This is a genomic window from Cryobacterium sp. Hh7, assembly GCF_004403155.1.
GTDB classification, from domain to species: domain Bacteria; phylum Actinomycetota; class Actinomycetes; order Actinomycetales; family Microbacteriaceae; genus Cryobacterium; species Cryobacterium levicorallinum.
The window spans coordinates 96,617-117,160 of record NZ_SOHG01000061.1; the positions used below are offsets into that span (position 1 = coordinate 96,617).

General features: G+C 63.9%; 18 protein-coding genes and 2 pseudogenes. 6 read left to right on the plus strand and 14 right to left on the minus strand.

All coding sequences use genetic code 11. The features are described 5' to 3' along the window. Window positions 1–264 precede the first annotated feature (264 nt). The 3 genes from E3T43_RS16035 to E3T43_RS16050 all read right to left on the minus strand — a co-directional run bounded on the left by E3T43_RS16035 (window position 265) and on the right by E3T43_RS16050 (window position 4,199). Window positions 265–1,494 (minus strand): type II secretion system F family protein, encoded by a 1,230-nt coding sequence (locus E3T43_RS16035; protein WP_134473147.1) that lies wholly within the window; start codon window positions 1,492–1,494, stop codon window positions 265–267. Next, entirely contained in the window at window positions 1,494–3,155 is a 1,662-nt protein-coding gene (locus tag E3T43_RS19365) for a type IV pilus twitching motility protein PilT (RefSeq protein WP_304999041.1), read from the minus strand. The genes E3T43_RS16035 and E3T43_RS19365 overlap by 1 nt, the downstream gene beginning before the upstream one ends. Before the next feature lie 732 nt (window positions 3,156–3,887). Then, the gene (locus E3T43_RS16050) at window positions 3,888–4,199 is read right to left on the minus strand and encodes a hypothetical protein (RefSeq protein ID WP_134473149.1); all 312 of its coding nucleotides are present in this window, start codon (window positions 4,197–4,199) and stop codon (window positions 3,888–3,890) included. 185 nt (window positions 4,200–4,384) lie between these two features. On the opposite strand from E3T43_RS16050, the gene E3T43_RS16055 reads away from it, so the two are divergent. After that, complete coding sequence (locus tag E3T43_RS16055; protein ID WP_134473150.1) at window positions 4,385–4,756, plus strand: HNH endonuclease signature motif containing protein; 372 nt, start codon at window positions 4,385–4,387, stop codon at window positions 4,754–4,756. A 58-nt stretch (window positions 4,757–4,814) separates the two neighbouring features. Here E3T43_RS16055 and E3T43_RS19000 read toward each other — a convergent pair whose 3' ends face one another. The 3 genes and pseudogenes from E3T43_RS19000 to pilM form a co-directional block, all read right to left on the minus strand. After that, window positions 4,815–5,507, minus strand: a complete 693-nt coding sequence (locus E3T43_RS19000; protein ID WP_194088241.1) for a hypothetical protein — start codon at window positions 5,505–5,507, stop codon at window positions 4,815–4,817. A 44-nt stretch (window positions 5,508–5,551) separates the two neighbouring features. After that, complete coding sequence (locus E3T43_RS16065; protein WP_134473151.1) at window positions 5,552–6,211, minus strand: hypothetical protein; 660 nt, start codon at window positions 6,209–6,211, stop codon at window positions 5,552–5,554. Next, a pseudogene (gene pilM / locus E3T43_RS16070) lies at window positions 6,208–7,065 on the minus strand (pilus assembly protein PilM); the annotation flags it as partial. The gene E3T43_RS16065 and the pseudogene pilM, both read right to left, overlap by 4 nt. Here pilM and E3T43_RS16075 point away from each other — a divergent pair. After that, window positions 7,024–7,287 (plus strand): hypothetical protein, encoded by a 264-nt coding sequence (locus E3T43_RS16075; protein WP_134441176.1) that lies wholly within the window; start codon window positions 7,024–7,026, stop codon window positions 7,285–7,287. The pseudogene pilM and the gene E3T43_RS16075 sit on opposite strands and share 42 nt — an antisense overlap. Before the next feature lie 33 nt (window positions 7,288–7,320). Here the strand turns inward: E3T43_RS16075 and E3T43_RS16080 are convergent, their stop codons facing one another. The 5 genes and pseudogenes from E3T43_RS16080 to E3T43_RS16105 form a co-directional block, all read right to left on the minus strand. Beyond that, a complete protein-coding gene (locus E3T43_RS16080) occupies window positions 7,321–8,154 on the minus strand; it encodes an A24 family peptidase (RefSeq protein ID WP_134473153.1) in 834 nt (277 codons plus the stop codon). Continuing rightward, window positions 8,151–8,792, minus strand: a complete 642-nt coding sequence (locus E3T43_RS16085; RefSeq protein ID WP_134473154.1) for a hypothetical protein — start codon at window positions 8,790–8,792, stop codon at window positions 8,151–8,153. The genes E3T43_RS16080 and E3T43_RS16085 overlap by 4 nt, the downstream gene beginning before the upstream one ends. Window positions 8,793–8,842: 50 nt before the next feature. Then, window positions 8,843–9,049: pseudogene (locus E3T43_RS16090) on the minus strand (ATPase, T2SS/T4P/T4SS family); the annotation flags it as partial. A gap of 296 nt (window positions 9,050–9,345) precedes the next feature. Then, a complete protein-coding gene (locus tag E3T43_RS16095; RefSeq protein WP_092453007.1) occupies window positions 9,346–11,067 on the minus strand; it encodes a GspE/PulE family protein in 1,722 nt (573 codons plus the stop codon). Window positions 11,068–11,752: 685 nt separating this feature from the next. Then, complete coding sequence (locus E3T43_RS16105) at window positions 11,753–12,259, minus strand: OsmC family protein (RefSeq protein ID WP_134442804.1); 507 nt, start codon at window positions 12,257–12,259, stop codon at window positions 11,753–11,755. Window positions 12,260–12,415: 156 nt separating this feature from the next. Here E3T43_RS16105 and E3T43_RS16110 point away from each other — a divergent pair, with 156 nt between their 5' ends. Together E3T43_RS16110 and E3T43_RS16115 are read left to right on the plus strand one after the other, a co-directional pair. Beyond that, window positions 12,416–13,723 (plus strand): O-acetylhomoserine aminocarboxypropyltransferase/cysteine synthase family protein, encoded by a 1,308-nt coding sequence (locus E3T43_RS16110; RefSeq protein WP_134470637.1) that lies wholly within the window; start codon window positions 12,416–12,418, stop codon window positions 13,721–13,723. Beyond that, entirely contained in the window at window positions 13,723–14,292 is a 570-nt protein-coding gene (locus tag E3T43_RS16115) for a CoA-binding protein (protein WP_134442806.1), read from the plus strand. Before E3T43_RS16110 ends, E3T43_RS16115 begins: the two co-directional genes overlap by 1 nt. An 88-nt stretch (window positions 14,293–14,380) precedes the next feature. Here the strand turns inward: E3T43_RS16115 and E3T43_RS16120 are convergent, their stop codons facing one another. Then, complete coding sequence (locus tag E3T43_RS16120; protein ID WP_134442807.1) at window positions 14,381–15,754, minus strand: LLM class flavin-dependent oxidoreductase; 1,374 nt, start codon at window positions 15,752–15,754, stop codon at window positions 14,381–14,383. Window positions 15,755–15,891: 137 nt separating this feature from the next. Here E3T43_RS16120 and E3T43_RS16125 point away from each other — a divergent pair, with 137 nt between their 5' ends. Then, window positions 15,892–16,482 (plus strand): flavin reductase family protein, encoded by a 591-nt coding sequence (locus E3T43_RS16125; RefSeq protein WP_134442808.1) that lies wholly within the window; start codon window positions 15,892–15,894, stop codon window positions 16,480–16,482. Between the two features lie 70 nt (window positions 16,483–16,552). Beyond that, complete coding sequence (acs, locus tag E3T43_RS16130; RefSeq protein ID WP_134442809.1) at window positions 16,553–18,610, plus strand: acetate--CoA ligase; 2,058 nt, start codon at window positions 16,553–16,555, stop codon at window positions 18,608–18,610. Window positions 18,611–19,051: 441 nt separating this feature from the next. Here the strand turns inward: acs and E3T43_RS16135 are convergent, their stop codons facing one another. Together E3T43_RS16135 and E3T43_RS16140 are read right to left on the minus strand one after the other, a co-directional pair. Continuing rightward, complete coding sequence (locus tag E3T43_RS16135; protein ID WP_166791356.1) at window positions 19,052–19,702, minus strand: hypothetical protein; 651 nt, start codon at window positions 19,700–19,702, stop codon at window positions 19,052–19,054. Continuing rightward, complete coding sequence (locus E3T43_RS16140; RefSeq protein WP_134473156.1) at window positions 19,689–20,543, minus strand: PP2C family serine/threonine-protein phosphatase; 855 nt, start codon at window positions 20,541–20,543, stop codon at window positions 19,689–19,691. Before E3T43_RS16140 ends, E3T43_RS16135 begins: the two co-directional genes overlap by 14 nt. Between the last annotated feature and the right edge of the window lies 1 nt (window position 20,544).

Sequence of the window (20,544 nt, forward strand, 5' to 3'; positions counted from 1 at the left end):
AGCCGGGTAAGGGCTCGTGGTGCTGTGTTTCTTACGTGCTGTGTTTCTTGGCGACCGAGGGTGCGATCGGAGCTTCAGATTAGGGGGCTATTTTTCTTCCGCACGACCCACAAGTGAGGGTGATTTTGGGTATTACCCACCCCCACAACGGGATCGTTCGCACTCCGCGGGCACACCAAACGCCCCACAACGCGGGTCAAGAAGCCGGCACGCTTTACGCCGGCGTCTCAAGACCCGCGAGGCGGGGTCGAGGGCAGTGCTGGCTTACTTGATCATGCTGGCGATGCTGAAGATGGGCAGGTAGAGGGCGATCACCATGCCACCGATGACGACGCCGAGAAAGGCGATCAGCAGCGGTTCGATCATGGCGGTGAGCTGCTCGGTAGCAGATTGCACCTCCTGGTCGTAGAAGTCGGCGATCTTGTCGAGCATCAACTCGAGCGTTCCGGCATCCTCTCCTACGGCGATCATCTGCACGACCATGGCCGGAAAGACCGGGTGTTCGAGCAGCGGCTCCGAGACAGACTTTCCGCGCCGCACCGCCTCGCCGACCTCGGTCAGCGCATTTTCGATGGCCCAGTTGCCGCTGGTCTCCCCCACGATCTTCAGCGCCTGCAGAATGGGGACGCCGGCGCCGAGCATATTGGCAAAGTTGCGGCTGAACCGTGCCACCGCGACCTTCTTCTGCAGCAACCCGAACACCGGCAGTTTCAACCGCAACGGGTCGAGTCGGCGGCGCACGGCCTCGGTGTGTTTGTTGCGTCGCCACCAGAGGGCGAAGGCGACGCCGAGCACCGCGCCGATCGGTACAACGTAGATCATCGATTCCGAGAGGGCGACGAGCAGTTGGGTGGGCAGCGGCAGGGCGCCGCCCAGGCCGGTGAACATGTCTTGAAAGATCGGCACGATGAAGATCAGCATGATCAGAACGGCGGCGAACGACATCGCCAGCACGATCACCGGGTAGGTCATCGCCGACTTGATGGTGCCGCGCAGCTTGACCTCCTTCTCGAAGTTCTCGGCGATCGAGTTCAGCGCGCCGTCGAGAAAGCCGCCGGTCTCACCGGCGCGAACCATGTTCACCATGATCGGCGGAAAGGTCAGCGGATGCTTCGCGAGCGACTCCGAGATCGACTGCCCGGCTTCGACGTCGTCGCGGACCAGGGCGAGCACAGCGGCGAGGGGTTTGCTCTCGGTCTGCTCGGTGAGGATGCCGAGGGCGCGCAGCAGCGACAGCCCGGCCCCGATCATGGTGGCGAACTGCCGGCTCATGATGGCGAGGTCCTTCAGGCGCACTCCGCGCGAGAAGACCGACAGAGTCAGTGACCGCCCGAGCCCGGTTCCCGGCACGACCGGGGCGATCGAGATGGGGGCGATACCCAGGGCGTTCAGCCGGGACGCCACCTGGGACTCACTCAGGGCATCCAGTTGCCCCTTCACGTTCTTGCCGGCGGTGTCCCGCCCGGTGTAAGAAAAAGCGAGGGCGGTCGACATCAGCTCGCCGACCGGGCGAGGTCAGCGGTCGCAGCGGTCGGGCGGTCCGCCGGCGCCACGCCGTTCGCGACGGGCAGGCCGGCCGCCACCTCACGAAAGCTGGTCTGCCTGAAGCTGGGCTCGACAAACGGCTTCTCCGCAAATCCAGACGGCGCAAATCCAACCGGAGCAAATCCCGCCGGCGCAAGTCCAGCCGCAGCGAAACCGGCCTCTACGAAGCCCGGATCGGCGGCGAACGAGAACCCGCCGGTCTGTCCTGGCGTGTCGCTGCGACGAATGAGTTTGTCGAGTCCCACGGCGTTTTGGGCCTTCTCCAGCGCGGCCTGGCGCGTGACCTGGCCGCTGTTCACGAGTTCGGCGAGGTGCTGATCCAGGGTGTGCATGCCGCGCTCGCGCCCGGTTTGCATCATCGATTCAATCTGGTGGGTCTTGCCCTCGCGAATGAGATTGGCGATCGCCGGAGTCGTCACGAGAATCTCGGTGGCCGCCACACGCCCGATGCCGGTCGCCGACTTGACCAGGGCCTGACAGATCACGCCCTGCAGCGTCTGGGCCAGTTGCGCGCGCACCTGGTTTTGCTGGTGCGGCGGAAAAACATCCACGATGCGGTCGACGGTCTGGGCCGCGCTCTGCGTGTGCAGGGTCGCGAAGACGAGATGCCCGGTCTCGGCGGCGGTCAGCGCCACCTGAATTGTCTCGAGATCCCGCAGCTCGCCGATCAGAATCACGTCGGGATCCTGCCGCAACACGTGCTTCAAAGCGGATGCGAAACTAGCCGTATCCGCTCCCACCTCGCGCTGGGTCACCACTGACTTCTTGTGCGCGTGCAGAAACTCAATTGGATCCTCGACGGTCACGATATGGTCGGCCCGCGTGCTGTTGACGAGGTCGACGAGCGCGGCGAGGGTGGTTGACTTTCCCGAGCCGGTCGGCCCCGCCACGAGCACGAGCCCGCGGGGAAGCTGCGCGAACTCGGCCACGGACTCGGGGATACCGAGCGACTTGAGGTCTTGGATCTCGCTCGGAATCAGTCGAAAGGCAGCCCCGGGCGTTCCCCGCTGCTGGTGCACATTGACCCGAAACCGGCTGACTTTCCGGCCTGCGCCGCGCAGCGTGTAGGCGAAGTCCAGCTCGTGATCGCGGTCGAAGATGTTCTGCTGCGGGGCAGAGAGGATGCTGCGGATCGCCCGGCTCGCCTTCTCCGCCGACCAGATCGGCGCATTGTCGATCGAGCCCAGCCCCCCGTCTCGGCGGATCATCGGGGGGGACCCCACGGTGACGTGCAGGTCGGAACCGTGCTGCGCGACGACACACTCGAGCGCCGCGAGCAGGTCGGCGTCGATCGGACCGAGCGCTTTATCGGCCCGATCGAGCGGACGCACCGGCTGAGCCAGGTCGAGAGCTAGCCCCGGACGGGCCTGCTCGAACGGCTCGGCAACACTATGGCCTGGGCGCGGCTCTGGCACGGAGCCGGGCGTGGCGTCGGCGGGTGACCGGGTGCGCGCCCGGAGCGGGGGCAGCACCTGCACCTCACCGGGGCGGCTCTCGTCCCGCGCATCGCGGGCCGAAACGGGGTGCCAGTCGATGGCGTCGCTCGCCGCGGGGGTCTCGTGCCTGCCCGCATTGTCGGTCGGCGACGGGGGCATTTTCGGGTCGTCCATGGGATCCTTCTCGCAAAGCAATGGCGTCGGGTACTGATTGCCGCGAAAGACACGGCCGCGCTGGTTATTCGGGGCAAGACGACCGGTCATCGAGGGTGCGGTGACCGACGCTGGTAGGCCTGGCGCTACGAGGGTAAGTCGTGTTCGCCGAGGTCTACGTAAGCCGTAACGCTAACGACGAGACTGCCGGCTCGGTAGTCCCGCGATCTGGGGGTCTGCACCCGGTATGTCACTGTTTTCCCGATCTCTCGCTGAGCGCCGCAGCGTTCAGTGGACTCTCGCTGTGCGCCGCAGCGTTCAGTGGACTCTCGCTGTTCGCCGAGACTCTCGCCCTGCCGCCCCGCAGTGTCTGTGGGGCCCTCGTCCTGATCCATGCCCCCTCGCCGCGTTTCACACCCTGCACTTTGTTCCGGGCCCGGGCCCGATCTGCGGGCCCACGATAGATCATGGGCCCGCTTTCGCAATATGGGCCCGGCATGGCTGCACACGCTGTTTGTGGATCGACGCATCAATCGCTCTCGCCTGATCTGCATTAAATGGTGACAGAGTTTCGATAGTTATTTTTATTTGTTGCTCACGTCACCGCAACGCTTCCGATGGCACGAACCTTTCAATCGAACGGGAGTCAGGGCCTTCTAGCGCGCGGGAAGCTCCGCCAATTCGCTGTGGCACCGAAATTCGTGTAGAAATCCACCTGAGCTTCTCTCGCTTTTATGTTCGATTGGGGTAGAATCATGGGAAGGAGGCAATGGCGCCCATGTTCATGGACAACCCGAGCGAGTCCAGTTCGAACCCCACTATTGTGGCGGTGGAGCAGGCGCGGGATGCGTTGTTGGCGGCGTTGGGTGGGCTGTCCTTCGGGTCGCTCGGTGATGAAGAATCCCTGACCATGCTGCTCGCGCTGGAAAGTGTGTGGGCCGGGTCGTTGATGGGGCGCGGGTGCTGTCCACGACGGATGTGCTCCGTCGTTCCGAATACCTTGATAAGTCCGTGGCCACGACGGCGATGACCGCCGATCAGACCGACGGCCAGCACGGCCGGCACGCAGGCCGCGACGAGCAGACTGGAGCAAGCGGCGGCCAGGTGTTCAGTCCTTGCCCGCAGGAACCCGGCGACATCCGCTCGATCGGTGAGAAGCAGGCCGGGATCCTCCGCGCGGTGTTCGAAGCGGCCGCTCGACAGCCGGGAACCCCGACGATGGGCGGCGCGGCACCGGCGGCTATCAGCCCGTGTTGTTCGGCCACCAGGGTCAGGTATTGCACCTCGGCACCACCAACCGATTCTTCACCGCCAGCCAACGCCGAGCATTAGCGGCCCGTGATGGTGGCTGTGTCATCCCCGGCTGCACCGTGCCGCCGCACCTCACACAGGCTCACCACGTTATTCCCTGGAGTAAGGGCGGCCTCACGGACATCGACAACGCCGTTCTCATCTGCAACGCCGCGCATAGCAGCATCGAAACGTCCGGCTGGGACATCGACATGCGACACGGACGCCCCTGGGTGCGCGGCCCCCTCATCTTCGACCCCACCCAAACCTGGCGCCCCGCCGGCCAAAACCGTGCCGCCACCCCCGCGGAGAAACCCCTCTGGGAGAAGTGAGCGCCATCGCGATGGGCGCGACGCCCCGGTCGCGGTGTCCACCAGCGCCTGGCAGGTACTACTGGGCGAGGGCCAGGGCGCTGGGATCCAGAAGCACGTAGATCATCCCGGTGATAGCCAGCTCCGTGGTGTCTGTTCCCTGGGGGGCCTCGGTCACCAACGTGGAAATGAACACGGTTCGCTCGCCATGCTGCAGACCGGCAACGAAGTCAAAGAGATTACTCTGGGCTCCCTGAACCGACATAGTGATGGGAAGCGCGAGGTAGGCGCCGTCGCTGAACGAGTTCGCCGCGGCGTCGGCAGAGTCGTCAGAGTCGTCAGAGTCGTCAGAGTCGTCAGAGTCGTCAGAGTCGTCAGAGTCCGCATCCGGCACTGGCATCCCTGGCGGCACAGCGTCATCACCAGCACCAGCACCAGCACCAGCCGACAGCGCGGCCCCCGCCACGTGTTCATAGGCCACCGCGTCGCCGAGGGCCAACGACTCAAGGGTCACATTGTTCTGATGAGCGATGACTTCGAGCTGCCCGACGAATGCCGGAATCGCCGCGTCGGGCGGGACAGCCGTCTGCAACGTGCCCAGATAGGTGCGGAATTCTGCGATGCCGTCAAAGTCGTGTTGCAAGCTCTCGAGGGCGATCTCATACTCGGCGTTCTGCGCGTCCACGACCTCGCGGTGGGCGGTTACGGCTCGCACCTCCTCGAGCTTCGGCGCAATCCCCAGGAGCCCGCCCAGAACTACGGCGGTGCTCACGGTAGACGCCATCACTGCACCGAATAGTCGATTTCGATTCATGATCAGTTTCCCCCGCCTACGCGATTAGCACGGGCATCCGCATTGATGTTGATTTCAATGTCCACGACGTAGGTACCCGATTCTGAGCGCGTGATCGAACCGGGGCTGGCATCAGCAGACCCGGGCAGCATCTTCAGATTCGTCAGCCATTGCGGCACGGCCGGCAATGATGGACTGGTCAGGCTGAGGGTGAGAGTGGCCACGCGGGGGTTGTGCAGGGCAACGGTGCTTTGGGCGTAGTCCTCCCACGGCGAGCCGGAGTCACTCGTCACCGCATCGATGGTGACCACGCTGGGCAAAATTACGCGCACTTCAGCCAGGTAGGCTCGCCAGTCGATTTCGGTTTTGGTTCCGACCGTTCGTGCGGCCGCCGTCAGGTCGATCTGTGCCGGCACACTCCGCACCTGCGAATACTTGGCAAATTCCAGAAGCAACTCGTTGGTGCGCGCCTCAGCGTGCGCGAGATCGGCTTGGGCAACCCCGGCTTGTACGGAGACCGCCCCGATCGATGCCGCCATGAAGAAGACGACTCCAGCGGATGCGGCCAGAATGATGCGGCGCAGCATTCTGCCCTTGCGTTTGGCCTTAAGTTCAAGGGGCAGCAGGTTGGCTCGAGGTTCGCCGCCGTAAACCAGCTCCCGCCGGTTGCTGCTGTGCTTCATGCTTTGCTCCCCAGGGCCAGCCCGAGAGCTGCAACGAAAGTGCACTCCGAGTCTTGCAATACGGCCCGATCCACATCGGGCCCCAATTCCAGACCCCCGACGGGCTGAGCCGTCAGCACCGGAAAGCCGGTGACGTCGCGCAGAGCGGTTGGAAACCCACCGAGCCGAGCTCCACCGCCCATGAGCACGATGTGATCGATCGGCAGCTCCGGCCAGTTGTTGGTGAAGTACTGCACCGTATTGCGCAGACTTTCGAGCAGTTCGGCCGTGACCTCGCGGATGACCGTGGCAGCGATCGCGTCGTGCGGTGCCACCACGTCCGTCAGACCGAGCTTCATTTTGAGCACTTCAGCTGCCTCCTCGTCAATACCGAGGCGCGCACGCAATACCTTGGTCAGCTGGTTGCCGCCCGAGGGGATGACCCGCACAAACTGCGGTACACCTCCAGAGGAAATGAGCACGCTCGATGAGCCACCACCAATATCGATCTGTGCGATCACACCGGGAGCCGTGACCCCGCGGTGAATGGCCCGGCTACGCGCAAACGCCATAATGTCGACGTTGATGCTGCGCCGCCCAGCGAGTTTTGCGGCCTTGATGTGGGCCTGCACGACGTCCTTCGTCGCGGCGATCAAGAGTCCGGAAACTTGCGGCTCTGACTCGCCTTCACCGTCGACCTCCTTGATGGGGTAGAAATCGAGCAGCGCTTCGGCCGTGGGGAACGACAGCAGGTCCTGCACCTGAAACGGCAGCGACTCACGAATGCGTCGCAGCGACATTTTGGGCACGGTCAGATTTCGCACCACCATGCGGTGATAGCCCATTCCGAGCACAACGTCCTTGCTCGTGAACCCGCCGGTCGACCAGAGACGCTTGAGGGCAGCACCGACGACGGCCGGTTCGAGTACCTCGCCCCGCGGCTGACCGCGCCGAACGGCAGTGGATGCTCATGGCACCGCAGCAACACGGGATTCTCCATTTCGGCGTCGCGCACCTCGACGGCGCGCACGGCGGTGGTGCCGATGTCGATTCCGACCACACGTATCGTCATTGTTGTTCCCCCCGGTGAAATGTGAGTGTGCAAGGTGAAGGTAGTGAGGCGCGAGCGTCTAGGTGAGTCCGAACAGGGTCAGGTAGGCGGCCGCTATCGACTGACCGAACACGGCACCGAGCCAGGCGGCCAGGAGCATCCAGGGGCCAAACGGAATGCTGCTGCGCCGCCCGGCCTTGCGGGATACCAGCAGCCCGATTCCGAAGAGCCCCCCGAGCAGAAATGCCCCAAATGCGCCCACGATCAGCGGTGCCCAGCCGAGCCAGCCGAGATAGAGGCCGAGCACACCGGCGAGTTTCACGTCGCCGAGACCCATGCCGCCTGGGCTGATCAGGGCCAGCGCAAGGTAGAGGCCGAACAGGGCGACCGCACCGATCAGGGCGCTCAGCAGACGGCCCGGTTCTCCAGCGACGAGAGCGGCCGCGGTGAGCAGCACTGCGCCCACCGGATAGACCGGAAGCAGAATCTTGTTGGGCAGGGTGTGGGTATCGAGATCGATCATGGCGAGCGCGACGCTCACCGCAGCGAGGTACAGAAACGCGACGAGCACAATGATCTGAGCCGAGAGCGCGCCGGTCGACGCGAGCGAGCCCCCGTCGCCTCTCGAAAACACCCACAGCGTGACGATCGCAAAGAACACGCCGGTGCCCAGCTCCACCAATGGGTAGCGAACCGAAAAGGCGGCTCCACAGTCGCGGCATTTGCCCCGCAGCAGCAGCCACGACAGCACAGGAATGTTGTCATACGAGCGGATGCGCGCGCCGCAACTACCGCAGGCACTCGGCGGGGACACGATGGACTTACCCGCCGGAATGCGATAGATAACGACGTTGAGGAAGGACCCAATGAGCAGGCCGAATATGCCGGCGAACACCGCTAGTAGTGCCGTCATTTGTCGCCGTTTGTACGATCGCGGCTGGAAAGCAGAGTCCATCGGGAATCGTCTGGGTCAGAACCCGCGGGCATCGCGCCGTAGAAGTCCGTGCCCGGGATGCTCATCGGGACAAAGTCAACATTGCTGGTTGTGTTCACCACAAAACTTTCGGAATAGATTTGTCCCCGCCACTGGGTCCGGTTGAAGACGACGGCGCATGGCGTATACAGCATCGCCGAAATCTCGGTATCGAATTGTACGGAGCCGTTGACGGTGAAGTTGGAACTGCATTTGTTCGCTCCGAGCGCATCAACTCCCGGTGCGATGAACCATATTTTGTGGTCGTTTCCGTCACTCGCGACCACTGAGAAATCATTGACGACCACCTCGTGGAAAAGAAAAGCAATGTCAGATTTCACATTCATTTCAATGCTGCCAAAGTCAAAGGTGTCACACTGGCGAAGATCGACGATAGTCGGCTTCGTGAGGTTGCGAAGGTCCTCATAGAATTGGTGGAGCGAATCACCCGAATTGTCCTGCACCCATGATCCGAGCTGGCACTTCTTACTGCCCGGCACGACAAGCTCACTGCTGTCGGTCGAGAAGGGAACAAAACCCTCCTTCTCGAAGTCACTCCAGTCGTAAACAAACGTCACCCAACTGGCAATGTCGACGGTGCCGTTGGCGTATATGGGACTGCCCCCGGTTTGAGTGCCGCGGCGAAACTGTGCGTGTCCTGCCCGACTTCGCGCTGGCTGATCACCCACTTCTTGGACTCGTGCACGAACTCGATCGGGTCTTCCACCGTGACGATGTGGTCGGTGCGGGTGCTGTTGACAAGGTCGACGATGGCCGCGAGCGTGGTCGTCTTGCCTGAACCGGTCGGACCGGTGACCAGCACCAGGCCCCGCGGCAAATGCGCATGCTCGGAGGTGCACCGCCGGCCACGTGCAGGTCTGATCCGCCAGCATGAGCGACCAAGCGCAGGGCAGCGAGCAGGTCGGGGTCGAGATCGGTGGCCGGTGGCTCAGTTGTGGAGAGCTCCATTGCGGAGGGCTCCAGAGTCGGTGGTTCGCCTGGCTCGCGCTCGCTGGACAGGGCGCGCATCGCGTGCAGAATGCGAGCCGTTGGGGTGGGGTCTGCGGTGCTGTCGTCGATGGGCATCCGGTCGTAATCGGGTCGGCTCATGACAACTGCTCTCCCGCTGCTCTAGGAGACAACGCGGAGTACCTCATCCACCGAGGTCAGGCCGAGGGCGACCTTGGCCCAGCCGTCTTCACGCATGGTGATCATGCCCTGCTTGCGTGCGGCGGCCCCGATCTGGGCGCTCGAAGCGTGCGCGACGGTGAGGCGCTCGATCTCCTCGGACACCGTCATGACCTCGTGAATGCCGAGGCGACCGCGGTATCCCGTCTGCGAGCAGCTTGAGCATCCGGCCGACTTGTAGATCACGGTGCCGGTAGTGGTGGGGTCGATGGCCGGACCGATCTCGGGCCGGATCGTTGAGCGGTTCGAGACGTAACCCACGGTGGGGTTGACCACGAATCCCAGATAGGCGAGGTCGGTGCGGTGGTCTGGCACCTTGCAGCGGTCGCAGAGCCGACGGGCGAGTCGCTGGGCCACCACACAGTCCAGGGCCGATCCCACGAGAAACGGTTCGACTCCCATTTCGATCAGGCGGGTCATGGCACTTGGCGCATCGTTGGTGTGCAGCGTCGACAGCACGAGGTGACCGGTGAGCGAGGCCTCGATCGCGATTTTCGCGGTCTCCTGGTCGCGAATCTCACCGAGCAGCACCACGTCGGGGTCTGATCGCAGAATCGAACGCAGGGCGACGGCGAAGGTGAGGCCGGCCTTGCGGTTCACCTGCACCTGATTCACCCCGGGCATGCGGTATTCCACCGGGTCCTCGACCGTGATGACGTTGATTTCGGGCCGGGAGATGGCGTGCAGCGTCGTGTAGAGCGTGGTCGACTTGCCCGACCCGGTGGGGCCGGTAACCAGGATCATGCCGTACGGCTTGGTATACGCCATTTCGAACTCGTTGAAGTTGTCGGTGAGCAGATTGAGGCCGCTCATCTTCATCGATGAGGTGGCGTTGTCGAGAATACGCAGCACCACCTTTTCACCCCAGACCGTGGGCAGAATGGCGACGCGCAGATCGACTGTACGGCCGTTGTGGTGCACCGACATGCGACCGTCCTGCGGTTTGCGCCGCTCGGCGATGTCGAGGTCGCTCATGATCTTGATGCGCGAGGTGACGCCGCCGGCGATAGTCGATGGCGCATTCTGCATATCGTGCAGCACGCCGTCGATACGGTAGCGCACCCGCAGGCCGCCTTCGCCGGGTTCGATGTGAATATCGGAGGCCTTGTCCTGGATCGCCTGGCTGACCAGCAGGTTGACGAAGCGCACGATCGGCGCCGCGTCATCCGCTTCTGTATAAGTTGACGTCTCGTCGACATCGTCGCTCTCGGCCGTGAGGGTGGAGCTGAGGTCGATCAGTTCACTGTCGGCGCGGTGGTAGCGGGCGATGGCCGCCTGCAGGTCGGAGGGTTCAACGACGACCGGGGTGACCCGCATGCGGGCGGCTTCGCGCACGTCATCGACGGCGAACACGTCGCCGGGATTGACCATGGCCACCACGAGACGGCCGTCTTCGAAGGCGATGGGCAGCACGTTGGCGCGGCGGCAGACTGCGGCCGGCACCTTGGCCACGGCGAGCCGGTCGACGGGATAATCCAGCAACTCGACGAAGGGCAGATTCTTCTGCTCGGCGCGCGCCTGGGCGAATTGCACCTCGCTGATCGTGCCCGCGTCGACCATGCTGCGCACGGCGGCCTCATCGGCGCGGTCGCTCCGGCGCACGGTGTCGAGGTCCTCGATCGGAAGCAGGCCGTGCACGATCAGAATTTCGGTCAGGCTGGTCACGAACGCGCTCCCCCGGGATACCACGTGGGTGCCGCCACCCGGCCCGTGAATGATGCACGAAACGGATGACGGCACAAAAGTAGAACTTCAGGGTAGCCCGTGAGTAAAACAGCTGGACAGCCCCACTGTATGGGGCGCTCATTCGGGGGTGTTTCGGTCCGGTCTGCGGCAGGCTGTCGGCGGTGAATGCGCCCTTGGCGGCTCGAATGATCGTGGGTCGGGCCGCGGTCGATGCGGCCGCATTGTCGCTGGGGATATCGCGGCGCCAGGTCTATGTGCTGATCAAACGCTATCGAACGAGGTCGAGGTTAGCGACGGATTTGGCTCCCGGGCGCTCCTCTTCAGGGGGAAGGTACGTGGCGGCTGGACGCCGAAGTTGAAGACCTCGTCAGTGAGATGGTGCGGAAGCAGTTCCTGATGAATCGGAGGTAGTCGCCGTCCTGCGCCCCAACGATTCGTCCGTCCGGAGCGAAGGTCGCTTCCATCCGCCTGGGCTTCTTGTTCTTGAATCTCTGAATAACCTTGACCCGAAGACCTCTGACGAGGACCTTTTCCTCTGCTGAGTTCGGGTTCTCCAGATTCACGAGCTTGGTCAGATTACGAATCATGTCATCGGCCAGGTGCTTGTTCGCGCTTGACAGCTGTTGTACTGCTCATCCTCGATCCACCGATCGGTGGATCGATGCTAAGAGTGGACGCTGTGCGATACCGCTAATTTTGGCGGAACGGCCAGTGTCTGGAAGACGACGCAATAGCGTTCCGTCAAACGGATAAGGGTGGCGATCTGCTCCTCATCCGCCTCGGATGTTAACTCGAACCGCATCCTGATGTCCTGAAAGCCGACCGCCGTCTGCTTGTCGACGGCGAGCGTGCCGCGAAAATCGAGGTCTCCCTCGGCGTGCACCACACCGGTGACGTCGATGCCAAGCGAGGAAGCGACTGCAGCCAGAGTCACCCCCGCGCAGGCAACGAGTGCCTGGAGGAGCATATCGCCTGAGCACACGGAGAGACCGTCGCCTCCGGTGGCGGGGTGCAAACCAGCCTCCACCAGGGCCTGCCCGGTCTGCACCGAACAGCTGATACCCGCGCCCAATTCACCGTTCGCCCGAAGCGTCACCAGGGCGGCGTCGGGGTCGTCGCGGTACTGCTGCTTCAGAGGAGCTTGCACCGTGCGCAGGTCACTGATAGTCACTGGTCATCATCTCCAAGTAATTTCGAAGCGTGCGGTCGGCGACGCTTCCTCCTTTACAGTATCCGCCGGCAACTGGAGCTACCGCAGATTGCTCCCATTGTTACCGTGCATGTCCACGCAAAGTTGCCGGGGAGCACGTTCCGGTAGCGTGAAGGAATGGCAAACCACGACCGCACAGACAGGGAGTGGGGTTTTCGCACCCGTTCCATCCACGCAGGAAATGTTCCGGATGCGGTGACCGGCGCCCGAGCCATTCCCATCTACCAGACCACCGCCTTCGTGTTCGATGACACCGCTGATGCTGCGGCCCGGTTCGCCCTACAAAAGTACGGCAATATCTACTCCCGCCTCGCCAACCCGACGGTCGCCGCATTCGAGGAGCGTGTGGCAAGCCTTGAGGGTGGGCTGGGCGCTGTCGCCACCTCGAGCGGCCTGTCGGCGCAGTACATTACCTTCGCTTCGCTCGTGGGTTCCGGCGACCACATCGTCGCAGCTGCGAGCCTCTATGGCGGTTCCCTCACGCAGCTCGACATCACGCTGCGTCGGTTCGGAGTTGAGACCACTTTTGTACCGGGCACGGATGCGGCTGACTATGCCGCAGCGATTACTGACAAGACCAGACTGATCTTCGCCGAGTCCATCTCCAACCCGTCCGGCGAGATCGCCGACCTCGAGGGTCTGGCCGACGTCGCCCACGCCGCGGGTATTCCGCTCATCATCGACTCGACCTTTGCCACCCCCTACCTGAACCGGCCAATGGAATGGGGAGCAGACGTGGTCATCCACTCGGCGACGAAATTTCTCGGCGGCCACGGGACCACTCTGGGTGGTGTCGTGGTGGAGTCCGGTCGGTTCGACTGGAACAGCGGCAAGTTCCCCCTGTTCGATATTCCAGTGCCGGCGTACGGCGACCTCAATTGGTCGGGCAACTTCGGCGAGTATGCCTTTCTCACCCGTCTGCGTGCCGAGCAGCTGCGGGATATCGGACCTGTCCTGGCCCCACACTCCGCGTTCCTCCTCGCCCAAGGCGTCGAAACCCTGGCCTTTCGGATGGAAGCGCACGTCGCCAATGCCAGGATCGTCGCGGAGTGGCTCGAAGCCGATCCCCGAATTGAATTCGTCAATTGGGCCGGGCTCCCCTCGCACACGCACTTTGACCGCGCCAAGAAATACCTGCCGAAGGGACCGAGCTCGATCTTCAGCTTCGGCGTTAGGGGCGGCAGGGATGCCGGGCGCACTTTCATCGAGTCAGTGACCCTGGCCAGCCACCTCGCCAATGTCGGCGACGCGAAGACACTGGTTATTCATCCGGCGTCCACCACTCACGCGCAGCTCACCGAGCAGCAGCTTGTTGACGCGAAGGTGTTGCCGGGCCTTGTCCGCATTAGCGTGGGGATCGAAGATCCAGACGACATTATTTACGACCTCGACCAGGCGCTGAGCCTGGCAACCGGAGGCAAGTGATGAGCACGGAAGCAGTACCCTCCCCATTGGCCAACGGGCCCGCCTGCGAACTGCCGGTGAGCGTGGCCGGCGCGAACCGAGTGAAGTCCCCGCGAACCTGGATCGGTCCCAGCGCCAAGGAACGCCTCAAGATTCTGCAGAGTGCCAGGTCGGTCGCCATCGTGGGCGCATCGCCCAACGCGGCGCGGGCAAGCTACTTCGTGGGGACCTACCTGCTGCAGTCCAGCAGCTACCGGGTGTATTTCGTCAACCCGAACGCCGACGAAATTCTCGGCCACAAGACCTACCCCTCCCTTGCCGCACTGCCCGAGGTGCCCGACATCGTCGACGTGTTCCGCCGGGAAAGCGAAATCTCCTCGGTTGTCGATGACGCCGTCGCCATCGAAGCTCCGACCGTCTGGATGCAGCTTGGCATTTGGAACCAGGATGCGGCGACCTACGCGCAGAGCCAGGGTCTGACGGTAATCATGGACCGCTGCCTCAAGATTGAGCACGCCCGCTTCAACGGCGGCCTCTATCTCCTCGGCTTCAACACCGGCGTGATCTCGGCACGAAAGACGGCCCGCTGAGAGCCGACACTGCCCTCGTCATTTCACCGTGCGACGCCGCCCAGCGGCTCTCTGATCACTCGAGAGCCGCTAACCGACTGGCCGTGACCTAAGCGGATCGCACCCGGTAGGTCGCCCCCTTGTGCTCGTCGGGAAGACGGCCGCCCCGTCCGTGCAACTTATTGCGCAGCGTGCCCTCGACGTACTCCTTCGGGTAGGCACCACGAGCCTGCAGCTCGGGGATTACATAGGTGACGACATCCTCAAACGTTCCGGGGGTGATGGCATAGGCCAGGTTAAAACCGTCCACATCCGTCTCCTCCACCCACTCCTGCAGGGTGTCGGCAATCTCCGCGCCTGAACCAACGATGAACGGGCCGAGGCCGCCGATAGCCGCCAGTCTGGCTATATCGCGTACCTTCCATTCGCTGCCGTCTGCATTCGCCTCCTGATAGTTGGCCACTACGGACTGAATCGCGTTGCTCTTGACGTTACCGATGGGCTCGTCGAGGTCGTACTGCGAGAGGTCGATGCCCATCCAGCCGGACATGAAGACGAGCGCGCCCTCCTCGCTGGCATACGAGAGGTAGTCCTGGTACTTGTCCGTCGCCTTCTCCGACGTCTCGTCGGTGATGATCGTGAGGAGGGTGTAGATGCGCGCGGAATAGCGGCTGCGGCCTGCTTTTTCGAGGGCATCCCGAATTTTCGTGACGGTGGCCTTCAGCCCAGCCTTGGTCGATGACGCAACGAAGATCGCCTCTGCATTACCGGCAGCGAAGTCGATGCCGCGGGAGGATGCCCCCGCCTGGTAGATCACCGGTGTACGCTGCAGCGACGGCTCAGAGAGGTGGATACCCGGGACCGTGAAGTGCTTGCCGTGGTGGCCGATCTCGTGAACCTTGCTCGGGTCGGTGAACACCCCGGATTCGCGGTCACGGATGACGGCGTCGTCCTCCCATGATCCTTCCCACAACTTGTACAACACCTCGAGGTACTCGTCCGCGTGGTCATAACGCGCGTCGTGCTCGAGCTGGTCTTCTTGACCCATGTTTCGTGCGGCGGATGGTAGGTATCCGGTGACCACGTTCCAGCCAACCCGCCCATTGGTCAGATGGTCAAGGGTGGACATCCGTCGTGCAAACGGATACGGATGCTCGTACGCCGTACCAGCGGTCACCCCGAACCCCAGATGATCTGTCACGAGTGCCATCGCCGAGATCAGCAGCACGGGGTCATTCACGGGAACCTGCGCACCATGCCGGATCGCGGCCTCATTCGAGCCGCCGTACACGTCGTAGGTGCCCAGAACGTCAGCGATGAAGATTCCGTCGAATTTTCCGCGCTCCAATAGTTTTGCGAGCTCGGTCCAGTAGTGCAGGTCTTTGTACCGCCAGGACTGGTCATCCGGGTGCCGCCACATTCCAGAGGACTGGTGGGCGACACAGTTCATGTCAAAGGCGTTGAATCGAATCTGTCTGGGCATCTATCTATCGTGACTGTTGAGACTCGAACCGCGGCTTATGACGCAACATGGCGTCACACTACGACAGACATTCACGCTCAAAGCTCCCGACAGGGGACCCTTGATTCTGTCTCTGATTATTTTGCGAACGGAACCCGATGAGAACTCAAGAACAGGCCGCACTCGCCGGGCCGTGGCCGACCGACGGTAAGCAGGGTGCGAAACATCTCGGTGGGCTGCATCCGGACGAGTTCAAGCTGGCGTTTCGCAATCACGCCGCCGGCGTCGCGGTGATCACCGCCGATGCCGGCGACGGCCCGGTCGGCCTGACCGCCACCTCGGTGTTCTCGGTGAGTGCCGAGCCACCGCTGCTGGTGTTCTCCCTCTCGGATCACGCCTCCAGCGCTCCGACCATCCGCCGCGCCGACACTGTCGTCGTGCATCTCCTCGGAGCTGAGCAATTGAACATTGCAAAGCTCTGCGCCACCAGCGGCGTCAACCGTTTCGCCGATACTGAAATTTGGGCCAGGCTCGCTACCGGTGAACCGTATTTCCCCAGCGCACACGCCTGGATTCGTGGGCGCATCATCAACCGGATGGCCGCGGGCAGTTCCACGATCATTGCCGTGCACGCCCTCGAAGCCACGGTCGCCACCGATCAAGGCGGATCCGACCCGCTGGTATACCACAACCGCACGTGGCACAGCCTCGACGAGCACTCGGCGCTGCGGAGCGTACCGGGAGCGTGAGGAGCGCCTACATTACGCCGCCTTACCGGCTCGTGTGCGCCCCCCGGCGCGGCGCGGTAGCGTCAAAGCGATGACCCTTCCCCTCGAGACCGCTGCAGCCAACGACAGCCTCTACTATCCGCCTGCTGGCCTCGTCGACTCCGCCAACGTGGGAGCCGGCGCATGGCCCACCGCCGCCACTGACCCCGTCGCATTCTGGGAGCGGCAGGCCGACCGCCTCGACTGGGCGGAACGCTGGCACACCGCACACACGTGGGAGCCGGCCCTCGCCGACGCCAGCGGCGCGCTCGAATCGGACGGGCATCCGTTGCTTTCGATCCCCCGTGCCCAGTGGTTTCTCGGCGGTCGGTTGAACGTGGCAGTCAATTGCGTCGACCGCCACGTCGATGCCGGCCACGGCGATCGGGTCGCCATCAACTTCGAGGGAGAGCGCGGCGACCGTGAGGTGATCACCTATGCAGATCTCCAGCGCAGGGTTGCGCAGGCCGCGAACGCCCTCATCGCTTTGGGAATCGTGGCGGGCGACCGCGTGGTCGTCTACCTCCCGGTCATACCGGAGACCATTGTCATCACCCTCGCCATTGCCCGGCTCGGCGCGGTGCATTCCCTGGTGTTCGGGGGCTTCTCGGCCGCGGCGCTGCGATTTCGCCTTGAGGACACCGGGGCCAAACTGCTCGTCACCTCGGACGGCCAGTTTCGCCGCGGGGCCGCCGTAGCGGTGAAAGAGCAGGCGGATGTCGCTGTTGCGGGCATCGACGCGGTCGAACACGTGCTCGTCGTGCGGCGCACCGGAGACCTGACCCCCAACGTGCCCTGGACCGCCGGCCGGGATGTCTGGTGGCACGACGTCGTCGACACCGCCGAAAACACCCACGACGCCGAGTTCTTCGACGCCGAAACGCCCCTCTTCATTATCTACACCTCGGGTACCACGGGCACCCCCAAGGGGCTCGTGCACACGTCGGGAGGCTATCTCACCCAAGCGTCGTGGAGCCACTGGGCAATCTTCGATGCAAAAGACTCCGACGTGTACTGGTGCACGGCCGACCTCGCGTGGGTCACGGCCCACACCTACGTGCTCTACGGCCCGTTCTCCAACGGCGCGACCTCCGTCATTTACGAGGGAACCCCAAACATTCCGCACCCTGGGCGCCATTTCGAGATCATCGAACGCTACGCCGTGACAACCTATTACACCGCTCCGACCCTCGTGCGCACCCTCATGACCTGGTTCCCAGACGGCGTGCCCGCCACCTTTGACCTCTCCAGCATCCGCCTCCTCGGCTCGGTTGGCGAGGCGATAAATCCGCACGCCTGGCTGTGGTTTCGAGAGAATATCGGCGCCGGCACGGCCCCCATCGTCGACACCTGGTGGCAGTCCGAGACTGGAGCGGCAATCGTGGCCCCGCTACCCGGGGTCACGGCCCTGAAGCCGGGGTCAGCTACCCACGCGCTGCCGGGACTCACCGTGCGCGTGGTCGACGATCAGGGCACGGATACCGAGCCCGGGTCGAGCGGATCCCTCGTGGTCGACGGCACGTGGCCGGCTATCGCCCGCACTGTGTGGGGCAACCCCGAACGGTACCGCGACGCATATTGGAAGAAGTACGCCGAGCAAGGCTACTTTCTTGCCGGCGACAGCGCGAAGATCGACGCCGACGGCTACCTGTGGCTGCTCGGACGCATCGACGACGTCATCAACGTGTCCGGACACCGGCTGTCGACCATCGAGATCGAGTCGGCACTGGTCGCGCATCCCGCCGTCGGCGAGGCCGGGGTTGTTGGCGTTCATGACGAGACCACCGGGCAGGCCATCACCGCCTTCGTGATCCCCACTCGGTCGCTCTCCGCTGCGGAGGCCGCCGATCCCCGATTCTGGCGTGCCCTCGAAGCGGAACTCTCGCCGGCGCTCCGCTCCCAGGTCACCGTTCAGGTCGGAGCGATCGCTAAGCCGAGGGAGATCGTGGTGGTACCCGACCTGCCGAAGACTCGATCGGGCAAGATCATGCGTCGCCTACTCGGCGATCTCATGGACGGACGCGAACTGGGCGATACAACGTCGCTGCAGGATGACACGGTGCCGCTCCAGATCAGACAGATCCTAGACGCCAGGCGCTCACCGGGCTAACCGCGTCAACACCCGATACAGCGTCAACGGTGCGCTCAGCAACGTGCCTTTTCAGCGCGGGAAATATGCGCAGGAATCGATTGGTCAGGAACGGCACCAGCGCGGGATTTCTGTGCCGACTAGTTGCGATGAGGTAGCCACTGAAGGCAAAAATACGTAGCGACCACGACTATGAATCGGGATCCCGAGGACTCGGGGTGCTGCAGCGATGCCGGTCAACGTGAACGAGTGGCCCACCATCACAGCCAGAGCGGAGACGAGACGCAACCAGATTATTCGTCGGCTTGATGATCGCTCCCCACAATTCGCCCAAGAGGCGACGGTGCCTCTGAACGAAGTATTGCAATGAGAATGCGCTACCCGTAAGTAGACGGACTCACGACGCGAACCGGCAACGGTCTTCTGTAAGTTCACCCTGCGGGGCTGGGGGCCAGCTGAAGTTCACCAGGTGGCGAGGGCGAAGACGGTGAACGCGACGGCCGCGACCAGAGCGAGCAGGGTGCTCGCAATTATCACGACCAGAGTGATCTGACGTCGACGACGGATGCCCGCCGCGGCTCGCTGACGGATCTCGGCCGCCGCCTCGGCGAGGGCGATCCGGGCCGGATCGGGCGCGATCGGCGGCGACCCGGGTGTGGGTTGGGTTGGCGCGACGATGATTGGGACCGGTCGGGCCTGGTAGCGCACGCTCGCGCCGCTCTGCACCTGCGGCGGCTGGTAGCGACGCTGCAGATCGTCGACGACCGGGATGCGCGCCGGCGGGGTCGCCCGTCGACTGCTCAGGAGAGTGTCGCTCGCCGCGCTGCCACGGGGCGAGCGCACGGTTGCTTCGCCGTCGTCTTCAGGGTCGGCGGCGGGGTCGACGAGCGGGTCGACGGCTGGGTCGACCACTGCGTCGACAGCTGGCTCGACGGCTGGGTCGACAGCCTCGGGTCGGGCGTGCCGGGCGCGTGCCACGATGCGGGTGCGTTCGTCTGTGGCTCGCTGCACGATTACCGTGTCGTCGTTGTCCGTGCGCTGCACGATTACCGTGTCGTCGTCATCGTCACCGGTGTCGGTGTCGGCCCCATCGCGTGGATCAGCGGGCGGCATTGCGGGCCACTCGTTGAACCGGGCGGGTGTCATCGGTTTGAGTGTCGATGGTCTCGGCGTGGTCTTCCTCAATCGCGACACCGTGCCAGGAGCTGACCCCGCCGGCGACGACGTCGATGACAATCACCGAGACGTTGTCGCGCCCGCCGTGCTCGAGAGCGCCGGCGAGCAGCAGGTCCGCGGTCTGCTGGGTGCTGCCGCCGAGCGTGAGCCCGGCCTTGATGCTCTCCTCGGAGAGCTCGCCGTGGAGTCCGTCGGAGCAGACCAGCAGCCGTTCGCCGGTCACCACCGGGCGCAGCCAGTAGTCGGTCGGGCTGTTGTCGGCGCCCATGGCCCGGGTGATCACATTCTTGCGGGCGAAGGTGGCGACATCCGCTTGCAGCAGTATCCCCTCGTCGATGAGTTCCTGCGCGAGGGAATGGTCGACGGTGAGCTGGCTGAGTTCGCCGCCGGACAACCGGTAGACCCGGGAGTCGCCGACGTTCACGATGAGCCATTGCGGGGCATCATCGTGGTCGATCAGGACGAGGCCGGTGAGGGTGCTGCCGGCGCCGCGCCCGGTCGCGTCCGACACCACGCGCACCGCCGCGTGGGCGCGTTCAACGGCGGCCACGACGTCCTCGGCCAGCAGCCCGGGGCGCGCGACGCAGCTCTGGAATTCGTCGATGACGGCGGAACTGGCTCGATGGCCGGCTTCGAGGCCGCCCATGCCGTCGGCGACGATGAACACCGGGGATGCGGCCAGCAGCGAGTCTTCGTTCTGCTGACGCTTGCGACCGACATCGGAGCGAAAGCCGCACTGCAATGAGACCTGGGCACTGGTTGGCTGGAGGTGGGTCATC